The sequence below is a fragment of the Bacillus sp. FSL M8-0166 genome (genome assembly GCF_038008825.1).
Lineage (GTDB): Bacteria > Bacillota > Bacilli > Bacillales > Bacillaceae > Bacillus > Bacillus safensis.
Map to the genome: position 1 here is coordinate 656,404 of NZ_JBBOZZ010000001.1, position 23,751 is coordinate 680,154.

The following is a 23,751-nucleotide window of genomic DNA, read 5'->3' on the forward strand; positions in this document are numbered from 1 at the left end:
GTTTATTTTAATGATCCTTATCTCAATGGTTTCACCATCAGCGACAGCAAAAGAAAAGATTGAAAAACCAGAAGAAAAACAAACATCAGAATTGGCACACGAAGCCAAATCAGCGATCTTAATAGAACGTGACACGGGAAAGGTACTTTACAACAAAAACAGCGATGAAAAGCTTGCACCCGCAAGTATGACCAAAATCATGACGATGCTTCTCATCATGGAAGCCATTGATCAGGGTAAACTGAAAATGACAGACAAGGTCAGAACGAGCGACTATGCAGCGTCCATGGGGGGATCACAAATCTTCCTTGAACCTGGAGAAGAAATGACCGTGAAAGAAATGCTGAAAGGCATTGCGATTGCGTCAGGAAATGATGCTTCAGTTGCCATGGCAGAGCATATTGCAGGATCTGAAGAACAGTTCGTTGAGCAGATGAACAAAAGGGCGAAAGAGCTTGGCCTCACCTCAACAGTCTTTCAAAACCCAACAGGACTTCCTGAAAAAGACCATTACAGCACAGCTCACGATATGGCAAAAATGGCAAAAGAGCTGTTGAAATATGAACAAATTACCAAATTCACAGGTGTCTACGAAGACTATCTCCGGCAAAACACGGATAAAAAATTCTGGCTTGTAAACACAAACCGTCTGATTAAATTTTATCCGGGTGTCGATGGGGTAAAAACCGGTTTTACAGGTGAAGCGAAATACTGTTTAACTGCATCTGCTAAAAAAGGCAACATGCGCGTCATTGCGGTTGTCTTCGGCGCAAGCACTCCGAAAGACAGAAACGCTCAGGTAGTCAAAATGTTAGATTACGCATTTAGTCAATATACGACTCATCCGCTTTACAAAAGAGGGCAAGATGTGGCGGAGATCAAAGTGAGCAAAGGGAAAAAGAAAAACATTCAGCTCGTTACTTCTGAACCGATCTCCCTTTTAACGAAAAAAGGCGAAAATGTGGATCAGATCAAAAAAGAAATCAAATTGTCTCATGATGTCAAGGCTCCATTTTCAAAAGGAACGGAACTTGGTACGATCGTCTTGAAAAAGGACGGAAAAGTGCTGCATGAAAGCCCTGTAGAAGCAAAAGAAGGAATGGAAAAGGCGGGCGTTTGGACTTTCTTCAAACGAGCAATGGCTGATTTTGTGAAATGGAAATAAAAGGCGAAAGGCTGCTGTAATTGGCAGTCTTTTTGCTATGAGGAAAAAGAAAAGAACATCTAAATGTGACGAATGGTCACTAGTTTTGTCATGGTGAAGGATTTACTTCATATAAAAGAGAAACACTCTTTATCCGAAATTAGAGCAAGGAGGAATAAAAAAATGAGCCTTGGTATTGATTTTCAAGTAAAAGAGAGCGTACTTTGCATTCGGTTAACAGGAGAGCTCGATCATCACTCCGCAGAAACATTGAGACAAAAGGTGACGAATTATTTGGAAACAGAGGACATTCGCCACATTGTGCTGAATCTGGCTGATTTATCGTTTATGGACAGCTCTGGACTCGGAGTGATTTTAGGAAGATATAAAGAAATTAAGCAGCTTGGCGGGGAAATGGTCGTCTGTGCCATCTCGCCGGCGGTGAACCGGTTATTTGATATGTCTGGCTTGTTTAAAATTATTCGGATGGAGCCTTCTGAGCAAACGGCTTTGCAAACATTGGGGGTGGCATCATGAGAAATGAAATGAACCTGACTTTTTCGGCATTAAGCCAAAATGAATCGTTTGCGAGGGTGACAGTCGCGGCGTTCATCGCTCAGCTTGATCCGACTTTAGATGAATTAACAGAAATTAAGACCGTCGTATCAGAGGCAGTGACAAACTCCATCATCCATGGCTATGATGGGAATCCAGATGGCAAGGTGCATATCCACGTCACTTTAGATGACCATGTCGTTTACCTCACCATTCGTGACGAAGGTATGGGTATTACAGATCTTGAGGAAGCAAGACAGCCGCTTTTTACAACAAAACCAGACTTAGAGCGCTCTGGAATGGGCTTTACCATCATGGAGAATTTTATGGATGATGTCATGGTGGACTCATCTCCAGAAATGGGCACGACCATCCGTTTAACAAAGCATCTATCAAAAAGCAAAGCGCTTTGTAATTAAAGGAGCTGCTCATATGGATGTGGAGGTAAAAAAGCAAGCTAAAAAAGCCCAGCTGTCAAATGATGAAGTCAAAGAGCTCATCAAAAAAAGCCAAGACGGTGATCAGCAAGCAAGAGACCTCCTCGTAGAAAAAAACATGCGTCTTGTTTGGTCCGTTGTTCAGCGCTTTTTAAATAGGGGATATGAACCAGATGATCTGTTTCAGATTGGCTGTATAGGACTGCTGAAATCTGTTGATAAATTTGATTTGTCATATGATGTAAAGTTTTCAACGTACGCCGTTCCCATGATCATTGGTGAGATTCAGCGATTCATTCGGGATGATGGAACGGTCAAAGTCAGCCGGTCACTAAAGGAACTCGGAAATAAAATTCGGCGGGCAAGGGATGAATTGTCTAAGTCTCATGGAAGAATGCCGACCGTTCAGGAAATTGCCGAATACCTTGATATCACACCAGAGGATGTCGTCCTCGCCCAAGAAGCGGTACGCTCACCATCATCCATTCATGAAACGGTGTATGAAAATGATGGGGATCCGATTACATTACTTGATCAAATTGCCGATCATTCTGAAGAAAGATGGTTTGACAAAATCGCACTGAAAGAAGCGATCAAGGAATTAGAAGAACGGGAAAAACTCATTGTGTATTTAAGGTATTATAAAGACCAGACACAATCTGAGGTTGCAGAAAGACTAGGCATTTCACAAGTTCAAGTCTCACGGCTTGAAAAGAAAATTTTAAAACAAATCCAAATGCAAATGGATCAAAAAGACAGCTAGCCAATTCGGCTGGCTTTTTTTTGTGTGGTAATTACCGGTAAATTAAGTTCTGCCGGTATGAGAACCATTTTTCACCACATACTATTTTTAACCCATCGTATAGGAAGTGACTTGGATGGACGGACAAATCTTTATTCGGCTGCGCCATCGAATCAAGACCGGTATTGATCAGCTCATTTATTTAGAGGATATCGCCCAAATCACTGGTGATGAGTTTGCTGTGCAAAAGCTTAGCAAAATGCCGGTGTATCATGTCAGCAAAAAGGATCGTCACATCGTCGTTCTTGATATCATGCATGTCGTCAAAACGATCAAAAAAACGTGGCCGGATATCGACATTCAAACCGTTGGCGGCTCTGAGGCCATTGTTGAAATTGATACAGGCAAACGTCAGCTTTCTCCCGTTTTATTTGTGTTTGTATGGCTCCTATTATTTGTCGGAGCGGCCCTTGCCATTATGAATTTCCACGAGGATGTCAGTATGCGGCTTGTTCATATCCGTCTATATGAAATGATCACTGGAAAAACGGTTGAGCATCCGTATTTATTACAAATTCCATATAGCTTTGGACTCGGTTTTGGCATGATTTTGTTTTTCAATCATGTATTTAAAAAGCGTTTAAATGAAGAACCAAGTCCGCTCGAGGTGGAAATGTTTAAATATCAGCTTGATCTCGATCATTACGTCGCACTCAACGAAAATAAAGAAACATTGAAAGATATCCATGATCGGTAAATGGCTTTTTGTCGTCCTCGTTGGACTTGGCGGCGGTTTAACGGTCGGAGCAGGATTTGTGGCATTTCTTACAGTGCTTGGCATCATTCCCCGCTTAATGCAATTAACCAAAACGCAGCGCTTTATACAAGGATACGAGGCGGCTGTCATTAGCGGGGCGGTCGTTGGCGGCTGGGCCACCTTAAGTCAAATGCATCTGCATTTAACCAAATGGCTGGCACTGCCGGTTGGTCTTTTATCAGGCATCTTCGTCGGTATGCTTGCAGCTGCACTTACTGAAGTATTAAATGTACTTCCTATATTAACGAAAAGAATTGGAATGGACGGGAAAATTGTTTTGCTGCTCATGGCCATCGTCTTAGGAAAGGTATTTGGTTCACTATTTCATTGGCTTATTTATATTTAAGAAATTGGAGGGAACAACACGTGTCGAGTTTAAAAGAGAACTATCCATCTAAGGTGAAACCGTATCAGCCCAAACCTCCTTATGTCCGCAACTGCATCAAGGCGTTTTTAGTTGGCGGCTTAATCTGTCTGATAGGTGAGGGGCTGCAAAATTTCTATATCCATTTTTTTGATTTTAACGAAAAGACAGCAGGGAATCCAACGGTGGCAACCCTCATTTTAATTTCTTCTCTATTAACGGGTATCGGTATTTACGATAGAATCGGCCAGTTTGCTGGAGCGGGATCGGCCGTACCGGTAACAGGTTTTGCTAACAGTATGACAAGTGCTGCCCTTGAGCATAAAAGTGAAGGGCTTGTTTTAGGTGTTGCCACAAATATGTTTAAACTTGCTGGGAACGTCATTGTGTTCGGTGTCGTTTCCGCATATGTCGTAGGGATCATTCGATACGTCTTTGAAAAGATGTTTTCGTAGGAGGAATGAAAGGTGAAACTAACAGGTAAACAATCTTGGGTATTTGAGCACAAGCTTTATGTCAATGCAGAAGGAACTGCTGCAGGACCGAAAGAAAAAGAAGGCCCGATTGGTCATTTAATTGATAAAACGTACGATGAAATGCACTGTGATCAAAAGAATTGGGAAATGGCTGAAAGGAAGCTCATGGATGATGCGATATCAACCGCTTTATCAAAAGCAAATTTGCAAAAAAGCGATATTGACCTGTTGCTGGCTGGAGATTTACTCAATCAGAACGTCACTGCAAACTATGTGGCAAGAGAGCTGAAGATCCCGTTTCTTTGTTTGTTTGGGGCCTGCTCGACTTCAATGGAATCGGTTGCCATTGCGTCAGCGCTCATTGATGGCGGATTTGCAAATAGAGCCATTGCAGCGACAAGCAGCCATAATGCGACGGCAGAACGCCAATTTCGTAATCCGACAGAATACGGCGGACAAAAGCCCGATACAGCAACAAGTACAGTGACAGGAAGCGGAGCCGTTATTATCAGCCAAGAAGTCTCTGACATTCAAATTACAAGCGCAACAGTTGGCAGGGTCATGGATCTTGGCATTACAGATCCATTTGATATGGGATCGGCCATGGCACCGGCAGCGGCAGACACCATCAAGCATCATTTAGAAGACTTAGGAAGAACAGTAGATGATTACGATCTGATTTTAACTGGTGATTTATCAGGCATTGGTTCACCGATCTTAAAGGATCTTCTGAAAGAAGACGGCATTCAGCTTGGGCGAAAGCACGATGATTGCGGTTTAATTATCTATACGCCCGACCAAAACGTATTCGCTGGAGGCAGCGGCTGTGCTTGTTCAGCTATTGTGACATTTAGTCATATTTTTCAAGAAATGAAAGCAGGAAATTTGCAAAGAGTACTTGTTGTGGCAACCGGTGCGTTACTCAGCCCGATGATGGTTCAGCAAAAAGAGACCATTCCAACCATTGCGCACGGTGTCGTATTTGAGCGTGCAGGAGGAGAGAGCTAATGGATTATCTTATCGCTTTTGTGGCAGGCGGACTTATTTGCGTCATTGGCCAGCTTTTGTTAGACGTACTCAAACTCACGCCTGCACATGTCATGACTACTTTTGTTGTAGCGGGTACCATTTTAGATGGATTCGGTATTTATGATAAATTTATTGAGTTTGCAGGTGCGGGCGCAACTGTACCAATCGTCAGCTTTGGTCACAGCTTACTTCATGGGGCAATGCATCAGGCAGATGTACACGGATTCATCGGCATCGGTATCGGTATTTTTGAATTAACCTCTGCTGGAATATCAGCTGCGATTTTATTCTCATTTATTGTCGCACTTATCTTTAAACCGAAAGGATAACCGAATATGGGGCAAAGACGGAAAGTCATTTTAGTGACAGACGGAGATATATATGCTGCCAAAACCATTGAGCTTGCTGCTAAAAACGTCGGCGGACGATGTATTTCCAGCTCTAAAGGAAATCCAAGCAAACGGACAGGACCTGAACTTGTTCAGATGATTTTAAAAACGCCGTATGATCCAGTCTTTGTAATGTTTGATGATTCTGGTCTGACAGGTGAAGGAACAGGGGAGACGGCGATGAAACATGTGGCGCGCCACCCTGAAATCGAAGTCATTGGAGCGATCGCAGTTGCATCCAAGACACATCAAGCAGAATGGACAAAGGTCCATGTCTCCATTGACCGGGAAGGTGAACTGACAGAATATGGTGTCGACAAACATGGTCTTCCCGAAATGGAGCCCCATAAAATGAGCGGGGATACAGTGTATTGCCTGGACTCCCTCAACCTTCCGTTAGTTGTCGGGATTGGAGATATTGGCAAGATGGGACGGAAAGATGATCTGAGCAAGGGATCTCCAATCACGATGAAAGCAGTGGAATTAATATTAGAAAGGAGTGGTTTCCATGAAGAAAGACAAGGTAAACGTGTACCGAGATCCGAAGAAAAATGAAGATTACTTCAAGGAAAATGTCGGAATGGGCCTCAGCTTTGACCTTGGTGTTCGGAAAATTTATATACACGATCAGGAAATCCAGCTTTACTATGTAAACGGATTGTGTGATACACAGTATGTCATCTACTTATTAAAAGAACTAATCGAAATCAATGACAACGAACCTGAATCAGATGATCTTGCACATGTAGTTGAGAACCGTCTTGTCAATCAGCAGGTTTCCAAGGTAGAAACGCTGGATGAAGCAGTGGATCAAGTGCTGTCTGGGCTTGTAGCAGTCGTTGTAGAAGGTGAAAACTACGCATTTATCATTGATGTTAGAAGCTATCCTGGCAGAATGCCTGAGGAGCCGGATACAGAAAAGGTTGTCCGGGGAGCAAGGGACGGCTTTGTTGAAAACATTATTGTGAATACAGCGCTTATTCGAAGAAGAGTACGGGATGAAAAGCTGCGATACAAAATGCTCAAAGTAGGCGAACGTTCAAAAGCGGATGTTTGTGTTTGTTATATTGAAGATATTGCAGACCCTGACTTAGTAGATATTATAGAAAAAGAAGTATCAGGAATCAAAGTCGATGGGCTGACGATGTCTGATAAAACGATTGAAGAATTTATTATTAAGCAAGGATATAATCCCTTTCCGCTAGTGCGTTACACCGAGCGTCCGGATGTCGCCGCTAATCACATATTAGAAGGGCATGTCATCATCATTACGGATACATCCCCTAGTGTCATCATTACACCAACCACTATTTTTCACCACGTTCAGCATGCAGAAGAATACCGCCAGGCGCCTGCCGTTGGAACATTCCTAAGATGGGTACGCTTTTTAGGCATTTTATGTTCTACCTTTCTTTTGCCGATTTGGTTTCTTTTTATTCTCGAACCAAATCTCCTGCCAGACAATTTAAGCTATATTGGGTTTAACAAACCTTCTCATATCCCTGTGATTCTCCAAGTATTCCTTGCTGATTTTGGGGTAGAATTTTTAAGGATGGCAGCGATTCATACGCCAACCGCATTGTCGACCGCCATGGGGCTGATCGCGGCTGTTTTAATTGGACAAATTGCTATTGATGTTGGTTTGTTTACACCAGAGGTCATCTTATACGTCTCGCTGGCAGCGATCGGTACCTTTACAACGCCAAGCTATGAGCTGAGTGTCGCCAATAAGATTGTAAGGCTCATCATCCTAGCACTAGTAGCGATTTTTAAGCTGAATGGACTCATCATTGGTTTTACGTTGTTAATCATTTATTTAACATCCATTCGTTCATTGCAGACGCCTTATATGTGGCCGTTCATTCCTTTTAATGGGAAGGCTTTGTGGCAAGTGCTGATTCGGACGTCTGTTCCTGGCTCAAAAGTAAGGCCGAGCATCGTTCACCCTCAAAACAGATCAAAAATTCCGCCAAATTCTTAACGCTCATTGAAAGTGGCTGAAGATTGTGATATTGTATTTTTAACTTTGAGACACGGCAAAAGGCAGCTCACGCAGCTGCCTTTTTTCAGCCGAAGCGGAGAAAGAGGGAATGACATTGTATTTACACGGCACTTGCAAACAAAATGAACTCGGTCATTTAGAAATTGGTGGTGTTGATGCTGTTTCTTTAGCTGAAACGTATGGGACACCACTTTATGTATATGATGTGGCTTTAATACGGGAGCGCGCAAAAAGCTTTCAAAAAGCATTTATAGAAGAAGAATTAACGGCGCAGGTAGCATATGCGAGTAAAGCATTTTCCTCCATCGCTATGTTTCAGCTTGCCAAAGAAGAAGGATTATCTCTTGATGTCGTATCAGGCGGTGAGCTTCACACAGCCATTTGCGCTGGATTTCCAGTAGAAAAAATTCATTTCCATGGCAACAATAAAAGCAGAGAAGAATTAAAGATGGCCCTAGAGCATGGGATCGGATGTATTGTTGTGGATAATTTCTATGAAATGAAGCTTATTGAACAGCTTGGTCAAGAGCTGTCAAAAAAAGTGAAAGTATTGCTCCGCATCACGCCTGGTGTCGAAGCGCATACGCATGATTACATTACGACAGGACAAGAGGATTCAAAATTTGGCTTTGATCTTCACAATGGACAAGCAGATGAAGCGGTGAAACAAGTGCTTGGATCAGAAGTCATCGAGCTTTTAGGAGTCCATTGTCATATCGGTTCACAAATTTTTGATACGGCTGGTTTTGTCCTTGCAGCAGATAAAATCTTTTTGAAGCTGGATGAATGGAGAGAATCATTTGGTTTTATTTCTACAGTGTTAAACTTAGGCGGTGGCTTTGGGATTCGTTATACCGAAGAGGATGAACCACTTCCTGCGACAGAATATGTCGAGAAAATTATCCAAGCTGTGAAAGAGAACGTTGCCCGCTATGAGTTTGATATGCCGGAGATTTGGATAGAACCAGGCCGTTCTCTTGTTGGAGATGCAGGGACGACTCTTTATACGATCGGATCATCAAAACATGTACCTGGCATCCGCGATTATGTTGCGATAGATGGCGGAATGAGTGATAACATTCGTCCAGCTTTATATCAAGCGAAATATGAAGCGGCAAGTGCCAACAAAATGGACCAAACGCATGATCAAACGGTTTCAATTGCCGGTAAATGCTGTGAAAGCGGAGATATGCTTATTTGGGATATCGATCTGCCAGAGTTATCACAAGGGGATTTATTAGCTGTTTTTTGTACCGGGGCTTACGGCTATAGTATGTCAAACAACTACAACCGCATCCCGCGTCCAGCTGTTGTGTTTGTAGAAGACGGGGAAGCGCAGCTTGTGGTTGAGCGTGAAACCTATGAGGACATTGTCAAACTTGATTTACCATATCAATCAAAAGTGAAATCATCTACTTAAAAAAGCCGCCTGGTGTACAGGCAGCTTTTTTTCATGCATTATTTTCCTCCAGTGAATACAGAGACGATCGCGTTCCAAATGGAGACAAAGAAATCCCAAATCTTTTGAAGGAGGTTTTTCCCTTCATCCGATTCAATGAATTTAGTAATCTTGTCTTTTGCTTTATCAATTTGAGATCCTACTTGGTTCCAATCGATATTGATGTTTTTCATTTTATCAAATAGCGAGACAAGCTGATCTTTTTGATCCTGCGTCAAATTTAAGTTTAAATCAGAAGCAGCTTGATCCACTTTTTCTTCTACTTCTTTCGTGGTTTTAGGGACACCGTTTTTTGCAATGTCATCTTTGATTTTTGCAATAAGGGCAGAAGCGTTGTCTTTCCCGATAGAGTCACCCAACTTAGAAGTTGTCACAAGCTCTTCGTTTGCCACCTGCTTCACATCTTCTGGAATGGCTTTGTCGCTTGACACCTCATACGCTTTTAGTAAACCCGTCAGTGCGGCTGTGCCAGATACTTCAAATGGAGCAGTCACGACAACCTTGGCATCCTTGACACCTGCTGTCATTAAAGCATTTAAATACATCTCATCTGTAATGGTCTTGATGTTGTGTGTATCCACAGTCAGACCAGTACCTGATTTTTCAATGGTGATCGATGAAGATGATAATGCTCTCGTCCCGATTTGAGAACGAGGGATATACTTTCCTAAATATTCGTGCTCTTCTTTATTGGTTACTTCAATTTTTGTCGCATTTTCAGGTGGATTCAACTCGTCAAGCACCTTCTGGCGATCAGCCGGAGTTAAGTCTTGCCCGAGTGTGACGATGACATCGCCGACAGCTGCATCCGCTAAGCTGACTTTTGGCGCACCAATTAGGAAAAGGAGCGCTGCCATCATACCAAGCATCATTTTTTTAAACATGTTGACCTCCTTCAAGTCGAAAGCGTTCCTCTTTCAAGAGAAACTTTAGCTTTTGAGTACACGTAAAGTAGTGCACTCCATCATATAGACGTAACAAATTGGCTTGACGTTTCAATTTTCTTTTTAAGATGTGTTCCTGTTCCGATAAATGAAGACATGTCATTTAGTCAAATATCATTTTATTAGGAAAAAAGAATCAAGCAACCCTATTTTATCAATCATCAGTTAAGAGGTAAATGACAGTCGAAGAGCAGGGGATGTTTAACATCACCGAAAATGTGCTATAATGAGCGTTGTTTAACCTGAAAGGAGAATGTGAAAAATGGCTAAAAAAGGATACATACAATTAACGAATGGAAAGAAAATTGAGTTTGAACTTTACCCAGAGGCTGCTCCAGGTACAGTAGCAAACTTTGAAAAATTAGCGAATGAAGGCTTCTACGATGGATTGAAATTCCACCGCGTGATCCCTGGCTTCGTCAGCCAAGGCGGCGATCCAAACGGTAATGGAACGGGTGGTCCTGGTTACACAATTAAATGTGAAACAGAAGGAAATCCACATCAGCACGAAAGAGGTTCATTATCAATGGCACATGCTGGTAAAGACACAGGCGGCAGCCAATTCTTTATCGTACATGACCCGCAGCCGCACTTAAACGGTGTTCACACGGTTTTTGGCAAGGTAACATCTGGTATCGAGGCTGTACTTGATATGGAGCAAGGCCAAGGCATGGAAAAAGTTGAAGTTGTAGATGCTTAATCTAAAACACCGCTTAATCGCGGTGTTTTTTTATTTTGTTTCTGAGACTACGGTGATTTGTTTCGTTAGGCGGTAGGTGATGATCCAATACAAAATGGCTAAAGCGCTGATAGAGGCACCAAAAAGACATACTCCGCTCCAGCCATAGGTTGCGTATAGGCTGGTTGAAACAATTGAACCGGTCGCACTGCCGATGGAGTAAAAAAACATGTAAGCGGCAGTAAGCCGGCTTCTCGCCTCAGGCCGTACTGTGAAAATCATACTCTGATTGGTCACGTGTACTGCCTGCACAGATAGGTCAAGAATGATAATGCCAATGACTAATGCAATAAGTGAATGTTCAGTCAAACTGATGAAAAACCATGAAATGAATAATAGGACAAGGGCTATACCGGTTGAGAACTGTCCAAAACCTCGATCAGCAAGGCTGCCAGCCCGAGCAGCCCCTAACGCTCCGGCTGCTCCAGCAAGACCAAATGCGCCAATAGCAGTATGTGAAAGAGAGTATGGCGCAGCACTGAGAGGCAGCACGAGTGAAGTCCATAACGTACCAAACACGATAAAAATCAGAAGAGCCAGAATCCCACGGATGCGCAGGATTCGTTCTTGTATGAACAATATAAACATTGAACGAAGCAGATTAGCATAGGATAATGACTCTCTTTTGCTGTCATCACGCGGGAGCACTCGGAACAATACGCCAGTTAGAATAAGCATGATGACGGCAGAAACAAGATAAACAGACCTCCAGCCGGCAAAATCGGTTAATACACCAGCAAAGGTTCGGGCGAGAAGTATACCGATTACGATTCCACTTTGCACCAAGCCGACTATACGGCCGCGCTCTTCTGGAGCAGCCCAACTTGCTGCAAACGCAACGAGTACCTGGGTGACTACAGCGAGCAGTCCGACCACTGCTAACCCTAGAAATAGGACGGTGACGATAGGAGCGATGCCGACTAGAATGAGGGCAAGCACAGATAAAAGCATCTGCCCAATGATGAGCCGGCGTCGATTCAACAGATCACCAAGTGGTACTATCAGTAGCAGCCCCGCCGCATAACAAAGCTGAGTAATCGTAATGACAATACCGATGGATGAATACGTGATACCGAACTCGGCTGCCAGTGAATCTAGTAACGGTTGTGCGAAGTATATGTTTGCAACAGCCATCCCGCAGGCTGCTGCAAAAATTAGTGCCATATAGCGAGTCATCTTTGATCCAGGTTTTATTCGTAAATGAGCCGTTTTCATCTCAGGATGATCTTTTGGAGTCATTTTATCTTTAACCATTCATTGCATCCCCTCTTTTTTATACTAAAAAGTATAATATACTAATAGGTATAAAATGATTTCTGTTAAGGATAACCAACAAAATGTTTTAAAGTCAAGAGTTTAATCCAGTTATTCTATGTTAATCTTGAAAGCAGAAAGACAGTTTGACAATTTTACATGAATAAAATAAAATTATAATGTACTGATTAGTAATGAAAAAGAAAATGATATCTTTACAAATAAAGAAATGAATAATTGTAAATGGTGAAATGATTTTATTGTTGAAAAGAGGAATTGACGATGGTTCGACAGCGTGAGTTTGATGAGGAAAAAGCGTTGGATGATGCAATGGTGCTTTTTTGGGAAAAGGGATATAGAGCTACAACGTTAAGCGATTTGACTGCGAAAATGGGAATACAGCGGCCAAGCTTATACTCAGCCTTTGGAGATAAAGAGGAGTTATTTGAGGCTGCATTACGCAAATATACAAAGCAGCATGCAGCCCATATTCGAACAAAACTTCAAAGCAATCGATCTGTAATGGAAGCATTTCATACATTATTTGCAGATGTGGTGGAAGAGGAATATAGAGATGGCCCGAGTAAAGGCTGTTTTTGCATTAATACAATAGTGGAACTTGCTCCACACGAAGAGAAATTTGAAATTTTGACAAGAGAGCATCAGATGTATCTTTCGGTCATATTTGAAGAAAAGATTGTGCAAGGTATTCGCTCGGGTGAGCTCGAAAGCAGCTTGAATGCGAAAGCATTAGCACAGACACTGGTTGTTTCTTTCATCGGGCTTACCGTCCTCATGAAGTCACGTCCAGAGCGTTCATTTGTAGATCATTCTGTAGCGACGATCCTATCCATTTTAAAATAAAATGGACAACACGCTATGACAGCTTCCGTGAAAAAATCATACAGCATAGTGAAAGCGTATTTGATCCATTACATCAAAATACGCTTTTTATTTTAGGGCAGTCATGCACAGAATCTGTTTTTGTGATATGATAAGAGAACAGACATTCGCATTTTCGGGATGCCAGCACATCCAGCTGAAAAAACACGTGCTAGGTGAAAATGAAGAAAGCGGAAAGAAGGGGAGACTTTGAAACCACTCACAAAAGAAGAAAAAAATCAAATGATGGTGGCCATTCAGCGTTATTTTGCCGAAGAACGAGAAGAAGAGATTGGTGAATTAGCAGCCATCAATATACTAGAATTTATCACAAAAAACCTTGGAAGCTACTATTATAATCAAGGGGTTCGTGACAGCCGCAGCATCGCTGTCCAGCGGTCCCAATTGTTAGAGGAAGACTTATTCGCACTTGAAAAAAGAATATAATCGAAAAGCTTGCAGTATGGTGTGTTACGAACTGATAAATAGGAAAAAGACCCCCTTAATAAAGAACGCATATTCGTATCATATGTAATGATTAAGAGGTGGAACCAAAGGGCCATCTGAATCGTTATATAAGTAACCATTAATGAAAATCAGCTTTTTTGGTTTTATTTCAATAAAAGAAGGAATAAAACATACAAATAGGCGAAGTGCAGATGATGGAGGTTCTAAATATGGGGAAAATTAAATTAAAAATTGCAATCTTATTTGTTTTACTGCTTTGTTTAGGCGCAGGTTATTTATACATGAATGGCATGAAAATTGAAGATGTGCCAACAGCTATTGGCGAGAGCTTAACAAATAATGATAAAGATTACACCATCTATGAATATACCATTACGAAAATTGATGGAGATGAATATTACGGTCAAGCAAAGAATGGCACAAAAATCATTTTTAATGGAAAGAAATTTGAAGATGATGTGGCCGATCTGAAAAAAGGCGATCGTATTAAAGCCTACTTTAGTAATGAAAAAAGAATAGATGGACTGATAAAAGTAGTAAAAGTCGTTAATTAACATGTCTCCTTTCCTATAAGGAGGCTTTTTTTGTGAAGAAATCTTGATTGTTGCATTTGACAACAAGGATCGCTATAATAGCCCCTAAGGACAGCTAAATATCGATTGTATCCTTCGGGGCAGGGTGAAAATCCCGACCGACGGTAATAAAGCAAATGCTTTACAGCCCGTGACCCGTTAATTTATTAACGGTTGATTCAGTGAAAAGCTGAAGCCGACAGTGAAAGTCTGGATGGGAGAAGGATAAAGAAAGCTATGAACGAAAAATATTTGTTGATCATAGTTTTATTTCTGATGCAAAAAAGCCAAAGCCCCGGAATTTTTTCCGGGGCTTTCTGTATGTTTTTGTCGTTAGTAGACTGCATGCAGTGTTTATTAGGTGATCCCTCATCTACCTTGTATGGACCATAAAAAGCGACGAAGGTGCTCAATCGATCACATGTCCCTAACATCGCTTTTTTTAAAAGTGAGAAATACAAATGAAACGAAAGGGAGGATCACATGTTCACGGGGATAATTGAAGAAGTTGGCACCGTTAAGTCATTAAGTAAAAAATCAGCAGATGCCATGGAAATTGTCATTACATGCAGCCGTGTGCTGGAAGATGTTCACCTCGGAGACAGTATCGCCATTAATGGAGTATGTCTCACAGTCACAAACTTCACAAAAGAACAATTCGCTGCAGATGTGATGCCAGAGACGGTCAAAGCGACATCGCTGGATCAGCTGACACAAGGCAGTCCAGTGAATTTAGAGCGAGCCATGTCCTCAAATGGACGATTTGGCGGCCATTTTGTCTCAGGCCATGTTGATGGAACGGCTGTCATTACCCGGATAGAAAAGAAGAGTAATGCCATTTACTATGATTTAAAGATGAACAAGACCCTCACAGATATGCTCACCCAAAAGGGTTCGATCGCAATAGATGGTGTCAGCTTGACCATTTTTGATTTGCGAGATTCATATGTCACAGTCTCTATTATTCCTCATACGCTTGAAGGAACTATTTTCCCGACTAAATCTATGGGGGATATCGTGAATATAGAGTGTGACATGATCGGTAAATACATTTATCGCTTTTTAACAAAAGAGCAGGGCGAAAAACAGCCATCTCGATTGACCCCATCATTTCTAAAAGAGCACGGATTCTAGGAGGCGATTGTATGTATCATTCTGTTGATGAGGCAGTAAATGCCCTTAAACAAGGAGAAATCATTATCGTAGTGGATGATGAAGACAGAGAAAATGAAGGAGACTTTGTGGCACTTGCTGAGCATGCCACACCTGAGGTGATTAACTTCATGGCTTTACATGGAAGAGGCCTTATTTGTACGCCAGTCGATGAGTCGATCGCCAAACACCTGAATCTGCATCCAATGGTTGAACATAATACAGATGCACACCATACAGCATTTACAGTAAGCATCGACCATGTGACAACGACAACTGGTATTAGTGCTTTTGAGCGCTCCACGACCATGCTGGCCATGTTAAATAAAGACACAAATCCAGACGAATTTGCCCGTCCAGGACATGTTTTTCCGCTTATTGCAAAAGAGGGCGGCGTACTAGAAAGGCCAGGTCATACAGAGGCGGCGGTTGATCTTGCTAAACTGGCAGGCTCAGAGCCAGCCGGTGTCATATGTGAAATTATGAATGCAGATGGATCAATGGCGCGTGTCCCTGAACTAAAGGAGATCCAAAAACAGCATGATTTAAAGATGCTTACAATAGAAGCATTACAGACATATTTAAACAACAATCGAACAGCCACTATTGAAACAAAATAAAAATCACAAAAAAGGATGATCAACATATGAATACAATACAAGGTCATGTAGTAGCAGAAGGACTAAAATTTGCAATCGTCGTAGCGAGATTCAATGATTTTATTACAAGTAAACTGCTAGATGGAGCAGAAGATACATTACTCAGACACGGCGCAAACGGTGATGATATCGATGTTGTGTGGGTACCAGGCGCTTTTGAAATTCCGTACATGGCAAAAAAATTAGCTGAAACCCAAAAATATGATGCAGTCATTACACTTGGAACCGTGATCCGAGGCGCAACGACTCACTATGATTACGTTTGTAATGAAGCTGCTAAAGGAATTGCTCAAAGTGCTATGTCAACAGGGGTACCGATTATCTTTGGTGTACTGACAACAGAATCGATTGAACAAGCCATTGAAAGAGCTGGTACAAAAGCTGGAAATAAAGGCAGTGAATCGGCTGCAGCTGCTATTGAAATGGCGAATCTAAATCGAACGTTTTCTTAATTTAGTGAAAAAGAGTTTAAAAACGGTATAAAAATGTTTATAATGTGTGATGAGCAAATGATTCATAAGCCATTTGCTGGAAATTAGGATAATTTGAATATTGAGGGGTATATATGTTAATTCGTTACAAGAGGTCTTTTGAAAAAATTGCCATGGGACTCCTGTCCTTTATGCCGGGTGAGAAAGACGTCAAACAGCTTCAGCAGACGATGAAGTCATATGAAATGGATGAAGATCGGCAGCTGTTCCTATGGAAAGATGGCGAGGATATTGTAGGTGCTATTGGTGTGCTCAAAACAGACGACCAAGTACAAATCGAGCATATTAGTGTGAATCCATCCCATCGTGATCAAGGAATCGGCAAGGAAATGGTTTTAGCCGTGGAAGAGATATTTAAAACCAAAACACTCATTCCAAATGAATTAACGCAAGGCTTCTTTCATAAGTGTCACAGTGAAACAAATTAAATATCACACATGTAAAAGCAGAGGCTACAGTCCTCTGCTTTTTTTACGTTCGATCTGTTGTTGTCGTTCCAGCAATACATCTGTCCGGTCACGGAGTCTATGTTTTTCAATTAAAAATGTATGGGATAAGTTGCTTTCCTGTCCAAAGAGCAGTCCTTCTTTTTGGGCCATTTCTTGGCATAAAGAAAGAAGTGCTTCATCTTTGATCGGCAGCATCACACTCTCATAGGGCATGTCTTCATCCATCTTCTTTTTCAGCGTTCGCAGAAGCAACAGAAATGCCTCATCATCCAGACCGAGATTCGATAATACTGAACGATTTGCTTCTAACAAGTGAAGACTGTTAGAAATGAGCCGTTTTGCTCCTTTTCCATTTCCCCGTCTTTGATGATACAAGGCAACCGCGAGCTGAATGAGCCCGACCCAATATTCTTTGCGCTGCTCTGGGGGATCTTCCTTCCAATATTCCTCTAGAATTTCATGACACTCAAAATAATCTCTTGTTGTATGAAATTCGTGTAAAAAAGCCACGTACGCTTCAGGATACACAGCGGTCATCTCCTTTTCCACTCTCAGTCTAACATATCGAAAAGAAAAGAAGAAAGAGCGTCCCTTAGTGAAAAGGACGCCCTGTTTCTTTAATAAACCCAAGCCGCGCCAACGATGATCAGCAAGATGAAAAGCACGACAATAAGCGCGAATCCTCCGCCGAAGTTATAGCCATCTCCCATAATGATACGGCCTCCTTTTTCATCAGTTCTGATTACAATGGTATTCTATGTATAAATGCCCTTATTGGTATGGGCGGATCCACTGTTTTTCTTGATTTGCCTAACGCATCATGGCCGAAATTATATTGGACGAGAGCTTTATCCTGTCTTATACTAAAGGTTAGCCGGTGAAACGGTACTTAGAAGACAGTAGAAATGGTGAGAAAAAGATGCTGGAATATCAGGTGAAAATAGATTCGTTCGAGGGTCCTTTGGACTTGCTTTTACATTTAATTAACCGGTTGGAAATTGATATTTATGATATTCCCGTCGCTAAAATTACGGAGCAGTATTTATTATATGTCCACACGATGAGGGAGCTTGAGCTCGATGTTGCGAGCGAATATTTGGTCATGGCAGCAACCCTCCTGAGTATTAAAAGCAGAATGCTTCTTCCGAAACAAGAGGAAGAGCTGTTTGATGAAGACCTGCTCGAAGAGGAAGAAGACCCTCGAGAAGAGCTGATTGGCAAATTAATTGAATACCGCAAGTATAAAAATGCAGCACAAGAACTAAAGGAACGCGAAGAAGAAAGGCAAAATGCCTTTACAAAACCACCGAGTGATTTAAGCGAATTTGCAAAAGAATCAGAAGCGAAGGACACAAATTTACACGTAACGGTGTATGATATGTTAGGTGCGTTCCAAAAGGTATTAAATCGAAAGAAAATAACGAAACCAGCACCATCAAAGATTACAAGACAAGAAATCCCGATTGAAGACAAAATGAATGAGATTATGAACCATTTAAGAAAAACAAAAAAGCGGACCAATTTCATGACTCTATTTCAACATGATCAAAAGGAACACCTTGTCGTGACGTTTCTTGCTGTTCTCGAATTGATGAAAAGTCATCAAATCATGCTAGAGCAGGAAGGGAACTTTGAAGACATTTATATCATAGGGAGTGAAACGATTCATGACGCTTGATATCGTGAATTGGAAAGCCATTTTAGAAGCGCTGCTGTATGCAGCAGGTGACGAAGGCTTAACAAGAAAACAGCTCATGTCTGTTCTTGAAGTAGATGAGTCGGTATTACTCGACATTATGTCTTCCGTAAAGGAAGAATATCAAAAACAAGAACGAGGGATTGAGCTCATTGAATATGCAGATTCATATATGCTGCTGACGAAAAAAGAATACAGCATGTATTTAAAAAAATTAGTCGAGACTCCATCCAAGGGTTTGTCGCAGGCAGCGCTGGAGGTACTTGCAATTGTTTCTTATAAACAGCCGATTACACGCAGTGAGGTAGAGGAGATTAGAGGAGTCAAATCAGAGCGGGTACTTCATAGCTTAGTAGCCAAAGCGCTGCTTTGTGAAGTAGGACGTGCCGATGGTCCGGGACGAGCGATTCTTTATGGGACAACCCCTACCTTTTTAGAGCAATTTGGCTTAAAAGCCTTAGATGAATTACCGCCGCTTCCAGAGAATGTGGAAGCAGATGGAGTACAAGAAGAGGCCGATCTATTTTTTGAAAACTTCAATCAAACATTTGAAGACATAAAATAGTTCAAAAGAAGGAAAAATGTATGATAAAATATAAAAAAGATTTTAGGTCTAAAATCTTTTGATGACAGATAAAATGGTGACAAAGCCATGAGGGGAAGGTAAACACGAAACAAATGGCACATATGAATGTAAAGGCTCAAGTTGATCAAGCAGGCGTCTTTTTATCAAAGGTTGCAATTGAAATGAATGGTTTTCTGAACGAAACCACCTTATCAAGCTTGAAACGATTAAACCCCGAAGCGGAAGCCTATTATTGTGACATATTGAGTACATTACGGAAGCTTGCAGTGTACAGCGAGGATGCAGCAGCAGTTTGCAGGAAAATGGGCCAGCAGCAGACATTCCCGCAGCAAGCCGCACAGCAGATGCTTCACCGTATTTATCATCAATGTATTGAAGAATTTTTCACGCCGAAAAAGGATACATGGTATGAAGACAGTCGTTCGGCCTATACAGGAAAAAGCAGCATTGTTTTTCACCATGAAGTATCCGCTGATATGAAACAATTATTTTCTTCATTAGAAAAAGACTTTTTAGCGATGAGAGAAGAGCTGGAATATACGACATCTCATCAGCAAGTGAAAATGGTATAAGCAACTTGAAGAAGCGCCTCTATATGTAGAGGCGCTTTTTTTTATGGACGAGGCATCATAACTTTTTCAGCTGAGCATACACTTGTACAAAACGGACAAGGACGTGAATGAACATGCCCTATTTAAAAATTGGAACAGCAGTCCTTCTTCTATTTACACTCTTACTGCCTTTTTCCTCACATGCCAAAGCAGACATTTCATTATCAGTGAGTGCAAGAAGCGCCATTTTAATAGATGGACAGTCAGGCAGAGTCCTATTTGGAAAGGATGAGCACGAAAAAAGAAGAATCGCAAGTATTACAAAAATCATGACGGCTGTATTAGCCATTGAATCAGGGAAAATGAAAGATACCGTTAAAGTATCAAAGCGTGCGATTGGGGCGGAGGGATCATCCCTTTATTTAAAGGAAGGGCAGAAGGTGAGCTTAGAAGATTTGACTTACGGGCTCATGCTGCGTTCTGGAAATGATGCAGCTGTTGCCATTGCAGAGCATGTTGGCGGCAGCTTAGAAGGCTTTATTTTTATGATGAATCAAAAAGCGGCTGAACTAGGAATGGAGAATACGAATTTTCAAAATCCGCACGGACTCGATGATCATAAAAATCATTATTCATCAGCCTATGACATGGCGATCCTAACAAAATACGCGATGAAACATAAACAATATCAAAAAATTGCCGGTACGACTTTCTATAAAGCGAAAACAATGGAAGGCTATTGGAAAAATAAAAACAAGCTGCTCACCGGTTTATACGAATATTCAACTGGAGGGAAAACCGGATATACAAAGCTTGCAAAACGTACACTCGTCTCCACAGCTGCAAAAGGGGATGCTGAGCTGATCGCTGTGACCATTAATGCGCCGGACGACTGGAAGGATCATATCTCTATGTTTGAATATGCATTTGATCACTACAAAACGTATGTGCTTGCTGAAAAAGGAAGACTTGCTTCGTTAAAAGGGACCTTTTACGAAAAAAAAGCGTTTATCAAGCGTGATGTGGACTATTTTTTAAATGAAGATGAGAAAAAACTTGTCAAAATTGAAACAGAAATGCTCACCCCTAAAAAGAAATGGAAAAAAAACGCCGAAGCCATCCCAGATGTTGTAGGAAAAATGACGATTTTATTAGATGGACAGGTGATCGAGCAATTACCGATTTTTTATGAAAATAAACGAAACCGCATGCCTCAAAAAAGTTTTCAAGAAATGTTTAAGTCTGTCTTTCAGACATCTATAGGCGGATCTTCATGGTCAATCTAATTTGGGTATTTCTCACTGTCATCGGTCTTGTCTATGCGATGTTTAACGGAACGATGCAGGAAGTGAACGAGGCTGTATTTAAGGGCTCAAAAGAAGCAGTTACCATTTCAATTGGTCTGATTAGTGTTCTCGTTTTTTGGCTCGGGCTCATGAAGATTGCCGAAGAGGCAGGGCTGTTAAATTTCTTTAGTAAATTGTGCCGGCCCTTTATTTCAAAACTATTCCCTGATATTCCGCCTCATCATCCTGCAATGGGGTATATTTTGTCCAATCTTATGGCGAATTTCTTTGGTCTCGGGAATGCTGCTACACCGCTTGGGATTAAGGCGATGGAGCAGATGAAGGCATTAAACGGCGGGAAAAATGAGGCAAGCCGGTCTATGATTACATTTTTAGCGGTCAACACATCCTCTATCACACTTGTGCCAACCACCGTCATTGCCATAAGAATGACCTATGGGGCAGATCAGCCAACAGACATTGTAGGACCAACCATTTTAGCAACACTCATTTCAGGAATCGGTGCAATTCTCATCGATCGATATTTCCACTATCGCAGAAGCAGGCGGGGGTGATCTTGTGGCATTTATTAACTGGCTGTCACTTGCTTTGATTCCACTGATCATCGCAGGGATTTTGATTGCGGGAACCATTAAAAAGGTACCAACCTATGAAACATTTGTAGAGGGAGGAAAAGAGGGCATTCAAATTGCCTTTTCAATCATTCCCTATTTAGTCGGTATGCTTGTGGCTATTACGATTTTCCGTGCGTCAGGTGCGCTTGATTTTGTCATGGGACTGTTAAAACCAGTTTTTACAGCAATTGGTTTCCCGGCAGAAGTCGTGCCGCTTGCATTTATTCGACCGATATCAGGAACGGCTGCACTCGGAATGACATCTGACTTGATAGCGACCTATGGCCCAGATTCTTTTATTGGCCAGCTCGCAGCTGTCATGCAAGGGTCAACAGATACCACCCTTTACATTTTAACGGTCTATTTTGGAGCAGTCGGTATTAAAAAAATGGGAGATGCGCTGAAAGTAGGTTTGTTAGCAGATCTTATTGGTGTCATTGCATCTGTGATTATCGTCAGTTTGTTATTTAGCGGCGCCTAATCAGGCGCTTTTTTGTATTTCATGGATGGAAAATCGCTTTTTAGCTGAAATTAGACAGACGAAACGCTTATTTTTCCACGAATGCTTGTTTGTTTTAAGTCAAGCAAGTAAGATAGTACATGAGGTGAAAGACAAATGGAACGTTTACAGAAAGTAATTGCACATGCCGGCGTCGCTTCAAGACGAAAGGCTGAAGAATTAATTAAAGAAGGACGAGTTACCGTTAATGGTCAAACAGTGACAGAGCTCGGAGTGAAGGTGGGCTCTTCAGATAAAATTGAAGTCAATGGATTAAAGCTTGAAAGAGAAGAACCCGTTTACTTTATGCTTTATAAACCGCGCGGCGTCATTTCAGCTGCCGAGGATGATAAAGGACGTAAGGTCGTCACAGATTTCTTTGATGATGTCCCGCAGCGCCTTTATCCAATCGGCCGGTTAGATTATGATACGAGCGGTTTGATTTTGATTACAAATGATGGGGAATTTGCCCATAAGCTCATGCACCCGAAATACCAAATTGATAAAACGTATGCAGCGAAGCTAAAAGGCATTCCATCAAAGGAATTGCTTAGAAAGCTAGAAAAAGGGATCATGTTAGATCATAAAAAAACAGCACCTGCTCGTGCGAAAATGCTTTCTATTGATAAACGAAAGCAAACTTGTATTGTTCAATTAACCATTCATGAAGGCAGAAACAGACAGGTGCGCCGCATGTTTGAAGCGATTGGACATGATGTATTAAAGCTAAAAAGGGAGCAATATTCGTTCCTTCATATTGAAGGTATGAGACCAGGAGACCGCAGAGAATTGTCTCCGCATGAAGTAAAGCGCCTGAGAGCAATTGCCGATCATGGGAAAAGCGCTTTTTAATTTTCACATAAACTTCAAAAAATGAGGAAGCATCAAAAGAAGGAGAATGCTATAATTTACCTGAATGTCTATGGGGAAGGGGTACTTCAGATGAAAAAAAGACGGTTTTTCATACGGACGGGCATTCTCCTCGTGATGCTTGCTGCACTATGTTATACAATGTATAACTCAGTATTTGCCAAACAGGATCGAGTCAAAGAAGGATCTATTGCGCCAAACTTTGTCCTTCAATCTGTCGATGGGGATCGGATTGAGTTAAAGGACTTAAAAGGCAAAGGTGTCTTTCTTAATTTTTGGGGTACATGGTGTGGTCCGTGTAAACAAGAATTTCCTTATATGGCGAATCAATATGAAGTGTTCAAGGATCGCGGTGTGGAAATTGTTGCAGTCAATGTTGCAGAATCCAAAATTGCCGTGAAAAATTTTATGGAATCCTATGGCGTGAATTTTCCTGTTGCCATGGACAAAGATCGTCAAGTGACAGAGGCGTATGATATTGGGCAGCTGCCAACTACGCTTTTACTTAATCCTGAAGGCAAGGTAATCAAAGTCATAAAGGGAACGATGACAGAACGTCAAATCTATGAGTATATGAATTTGATTAAACCAAAGGGGTCATAGA

31 protein-coding genes, 1 pseudogene and 1 riboswitch are annotated in these 23,751 nt (G+C 41.6%); of the genes and pseudogenes, 28 read left to right on the plus strand and 4 right to left on the minus strand.

Annotated features, from left to right (window positions below; translation table 11 throughout):
• Nucleotides 1–10 precede the first annotated feature (10 nt).
• The 12 genes from NSS92_RS03675 (at nt 11) to lysA (ending at nt 9,375) form a co-directional block, all read left to right on the plus strand.
• Nucleotides 11–1,165, plus strand: a complete 1,155-nt coding sequence (locus NSS92_RS03675) for a D-alanyl-D-alanine carboxypeptidase family protein (protein ID WP_445661649.1) — start codon at nt 11–13, stop codon at nt 1,163–1,165.
• 162 nt (nt 1,166–1,327) lie between these two features.
• Complete coding sequence (spoIIAA, locus tag NSS92_RS03680; RefSeq protein ID WP_024422866.1) at nt 1,328–1,681, plus strand: anti-sigma F factor antagonist; 354 nt, start codon at nt 1,328–1,330, stop codon at nt 1,679–1,681.
• Nucleotides 1,678–2,118: an anti-sigma F factor gene (spoIIAB, locus tag NSS92_RS03685; protein WP_024422865.1), complete on the plus strand. Its 441-nt coding sequence runs from the start codon at nt 1,678–1,680 to the stop codon at nt 2,116–2,118. The genes spoIIAA and spoIIAB overlap by 4 nt, the downstream gene beginning before the upstream one ends.
• Before the next feature lie 13 nt (nt 2,119–2,131).
• On the plus strand, nt 2,132–2,899 hold the full coding sequence (sigF, locus tag NSS92_RS03690) for an RNA polymerase sporulation sigma factor SigF (protein ID WP_024422864.1): 768 nt from the start codon (nt 2,132–2,134) through the stop codon (nt 2,897–2,899).
• 115 nt (nt 2,900–3,014) lie between these two features.
• Nucleotides 3,015–3,635, plus strand: a complete 621-nt coding sequence (locus NSS92_RS03695; RefSeq protein ID WP_034280357.1) for a stage V sporulation protein AA — start codon at nt 3,015–3,017, stop codon at nt 3,633–3,635.
• Nucleotides 3,625–4,041, plus strand: a complete 417-nt coding sequence (locus NSS92_RS03700) for a stage V sporulation protein AB (RefSeq protein WP_048239295.1) — start codon at nt 3,625–3,627, stop codon at nt 4,039–4,041. The genes NSS92_RS03695 and NSS92_RS03700 overlap by 11 nt, the downstream gene beginning before the upstream one ends.
• Nucleotides 4,042–4,061: 20 nt before the next feature.
• Complete coding sequence (gene spoVAC / locus NSS92_RS03705; RefSeq protein WP_262090225.1) at nt 4,062–4,514, plus strand: stage V sporulation protein AC; 453 nt, start codon at nt 4,062–4,064, stop codon at nt 4,512–4,514.
• Between the two features lie 12 nt (nt 4,515–4,526).
• On the plus strand, nt 4,527–5,543 hold the full coding sequence (gene spoVAD, locus NSS92_RS03710; protein WP_340866945.1) for a stage V sporulation protein AD: 1,017 nt from the start codon (nt 4,527–4,529) through the stop codon (nt 5,541–5,543).
• Nucleotides 5,543–5,893: a stage V sporulation protein AE gene (gene spoVAE / locus NSS92_RS03715; RefSeq protein WP_024422860.1), complete on the plus strand. Its 351-nt coding sequence runs from the start codon at nt 5,543–5,545 to the stop codon at nt 5,891–5,893. Before spoVAD ends, spoVAE begins: the two co-directional genes overlap by 1 nt.
• 6 nt (nt 5,894–5,899) lie before the next feature.
• Nucleotides 5,900–6,508, plus strand: a complete 609-nt coding sequence (locus NSS92_RS03720; protein ID WP_340866946.1) for a stage V sporulation protein AE — start codon at nt 5,900–5,902, stop codon at nt 6,506–6,508.
• Entirely contained in the window at nt 6,462–7,934 is a 1,473-nt protein-coding gene (locus NSS92_RS03725; RefSeq protein ID WP_034280365.1) for a spore germination protein, read from the plus strand. Before NSS92_RS03720 ends, NSS92_RS03725 begins: the two co-directional genes overlap by 47 nt.
• A 115-nt stretch (nt 7,935–8,049) precedes the next feature.
• On the plus strand, nt 8,050–9,375 hold the full coding sequence (gene lysA / locus NSS92_RS03730) for a diaminopimelate decarboxylase (protein WP_340869911.1): 1,326 nt from the start codon (nt 8,050–8,052) through the stop codon (nt 9,373–9,375).
• Between the two features lie 38 nt (nt 9,376–9,413).
• Here lysA and NSS92_RS03735 read toward each other — a convergent pair whose 3' ends face one another.
• On the minus strand, nt 9,414–10,298 hold the full coding sequence (locus NSS92_RS03735; protein ID WP_024428065.1) for a DUF1002 domain-containing protein: 885 nt from the start codon (nt 10,296–10,298) through the stop codon (nt 9,414–9,416).
• A 322-nt stretch (nt 10,299–10,620) separates the two neighbouring features.
• Between NSS92_RS03735 and NSS92_RS03740 the strand changes: the two genes are divergently transcribed.
• Complete coding sequence (locus NSS92_RS03740) at nt 10,621–11,058, plus strand: peptidylprolyl isomerase (RefSeq protein ID WP_008359679.1); 438 nt, start codon at nt 10,621–10,623, stop codon at nt 11,056–11,058.
• A 30-nt stretch (nt 11,059–11,088) separates the two neighbouring features.
• On the opposite strand, the gene NSS92_RS03745 is transcribed toward NSS92_RS03740, so the two are convergent.
• Nucleotides 11,089–12,312 carry an MFS transporter gene (locus tag NSS92_RS03745; RefSeq protein ID WP_340869913.1) on the minus strand — a complete coding sequence of 408 codons (1,224 nt, stop codon included), beginning with the start codon at nt 12,310–12,312 and terminating at the stop codon, nt 11,089–11,091.
• 321 nt (nt 12,313–12,633) lie between these two features.
• Between NSS92_RS03745 and NSS92_RS03750 the strand changes: the two genes are divergently transcribed.
• The 7 genes and pseudogenes from NSS92_RS03750 (at nt 12,634) to NSS92_RS03780 (ending at nt 17,003) form a co-directional block, all read left to right on the plus strand.
• A complete protein-coding gene (locus NSS92_RS03750) occupies nt 12,634–13,215 on the plus strand; it encodes a TetR/AcrR family transcriptional regulator (protein WP_340866947.1) in 582 nt (193 codons plus the stop codon).
• 228 nt (nt 13,216–13,443) lie between these two features.
• Nucleotides 13,444–13,680, plus strand: coding sequence for a DUF2164 domain-containing protein (locus tag NSS92_RS03755; RefSeq protein WP_267587400.1), 237 nt, complete (start codon nt 13,444–13,446; stop codon nt 13,678–13,680).
• A 230-nt stretch (nt 13,681–13,910) separates the two neighbouring features.
• Entirely contained in the window at nt 13,911–14,255 is a 345-nt protein-coding gene (locus NSS92_RS03760) for a hypothetical protein (RefSeq protein ID WP_008344451.1), read from the plus strand.
• A 106-nt stretch (nt 14,256–14,361) separates the two neighbouring features.
• Nucleotides 14,362–14,503: riboswitch (FMN riboswitch) on the plus strand.
• A 253-nt stretch (nt 14,504–14,756) separates the two neighbouring features.
• On the plus strand, nt 14,757–15,407 hold the full coding sequence (gene ribE, locus NSS92_RS03765; RefSeq protein ID WP_340866948.1) for a riboflavin synthase: 651 nt from the start codon (nt 14,757–14,759) through the stop codon (nt 15,405–15,407).
• A gap of 11 nt (nt 15,408–15,418) precedes the next feature.
• Nucleotides 15,419–16,024, plus strand: a pseudogene (ribB, locus tag NSS92_RS03770) (3,4-dihydroxy-2-butanone-4-phosphate synthase); the annotation flags it as partial.
• A 47-nt stretch (nt 16,025–16,071) separates the two neighbouring features.
• Nucleotides 16,072–16,536: a 6,7-dimethyl-8-ribityllumazine synthase gene (gene ribH / locus NSS92_RS03775; protein WP_340866949.1), complete on the plus strand. Its 465-nt coding sequence runs from the start codon at nt 16,072–16,074 to the stop codon at nt 16,534–16,536.
• Between the two features lie 113 nt (nt 16,537–16,649).
• Entirely contained in the window at nt 16,650–17,003 is a 354-nt protein-coding gene (locus NSS92_RS03780; RefSeq protein WP_048239303.1) for a GNAT family N-acetyltransferase, read from the plus strand.
• 24 nt (nt 17,004–17,027) lie between these two features.
• On the opposite strand, the gene NSS92_RS03785 is transcribed toward NSS92_RS03780, so the two are convergent.
• On the minus strand, nt 17,028–17,552 hold the full coding sequence (locus NSS92_RS03785; RefSeq protein WP_267587402.1) for a DUF309 domain-containing protein: 525 nt from the start codon (nt 17,550–17,552) through the stop codon (nt 17,028–17,030).
• A gap of 89 nt (nt 17,553–17,641) precedes the next feature.
• Nucleotides 17,642–17,734: a YjcZ family sporulation protein gene (locus NSS92_RS03790; RefSeq protein WP_012010430.1), complete on the minus strand. Its 93-nt coding sequence runs from the start codon at nt 17,732–17,734 to the stop codon at nt 17,642–17,644.
• A gap of 209 nt (nt 17,735–17,943) precedes the next feature.
• Here NSS92_RS03790 and NSS92_RS03795 point away from each other — a divergent pair, with 209 nt between their 5' ends.
• The 8 genes from NSS92_RS03795 (at nt 17,944) to resA (ending at nt 23,750) form a co-directional block, all read left to right on the plus strand.
• Nucleotides 17,944–18,702 carry a segregation/condensation protein A gene (locus NSS92_RS03795; protein WP_024422848.1) on the plus strand — a complete coding sequence of 253 codons (759 nt, stop codon included), beginning with the start codon at nt 17,944–17,946 and terminating at the stop codon, nt 18,700–18,702.
• The gene (scpB, locus tag NSS92_RS03800; protein ID WP_024422847.1) at nt 18,692–19,285 is read left to right on the plus strand and encodes an SMC-Scp complex subunit ScpB; all 594 of its coding nucleotides are present in this window, start codon (nt 18,692–18,694) and stop codon (nt 19,283–19,285) included. The genes NSS92_RS03795 and scpB overlap by 11 nt, the downstream gene beginning before the upstream one ends.
• Nucleotides 19,286–19,398: 113 nt before the next feature.
• Nucleotides 19,399–19,878 (plus strand): YpuI family protein, encoded by a 480-nt coding sequence (locus NSS92_RS03805; RefSeq protein ID WP_024422846.1) that lies wholly within the window; start codon nt 19,399–19,401, stop codon nt 19,876–19,878.
• Between the two features lie 113 nt (nt 19,879–19,991).
• The gene (locus tag NSS92_RS03810; RefSeq protein WP_340866950.1) at nt 19,992–21,143 is read left to right on the plus strand and encodes a D-alanyl-D-alanine carboxypeptidase family protein; all 1,152 of its coding nucleotides are present in this window, start codon (nt 19,992–19,994) and stop codon (nt 21,141–21,143) included.
• Nucleotides 21,131–21,718, plus strand: coding sequence for a nucleoside recognition domain-containing protein (locus NSS92_RS03815; RefSeq protein ID WP_041085971.1), 588 nt, complete (start codon nt 21,131–21,133; stop codon nt 21,716–21,718). The genes NSS92_RS03810 and NSS92_RS03815 overlap by 13 nt, the downstream gene beginning before the upstream one ends.
• A gap of 4 nt (nt 21,719–21,722) precedes the next feature.
• The gene (locus NSS92_RS03820) at nt 21,723–22,259 is read left to right on the plus strand and encodes a spore maturation protein (protein ID WP_041085969.1); all 537 of its coding nucleotides are present in this window, start codon (nt 21,723–21,725) and stop codon (nt 22,257–22,259) included.
• 135 nt (nt 22,260–22,394) lie between these two features.
• On the plus strand, nt 22,395–23,129 hold the full coding sequence (rluB, locus tag NSS92_RS03825) for a 23S rRNA pseudouridine(2605) synthase RluB (RefSeq protein WP_267587404.1): 735 nt from the start codon (nt 22,395–22,397) through the stop codon (nt 23,127–23,129).
• A gap of 90 nt (nt 23,130–23,219) precedes the next feature.
• Nucleotides 23,220–23,750: a thiol-disulfide oxidoreductase ResA gene (gene resA / locus NSS92_RS03830; RefSeq protein ID WP_047204114.1), complete on the plus strand. Its 531-nt coding sequence runs from the start codon at nt 23,220–23,222 to the stop codon at nt 23,748–23,750.
• Nucleotide 23,751: the final 1 nt, after the last annotated feature.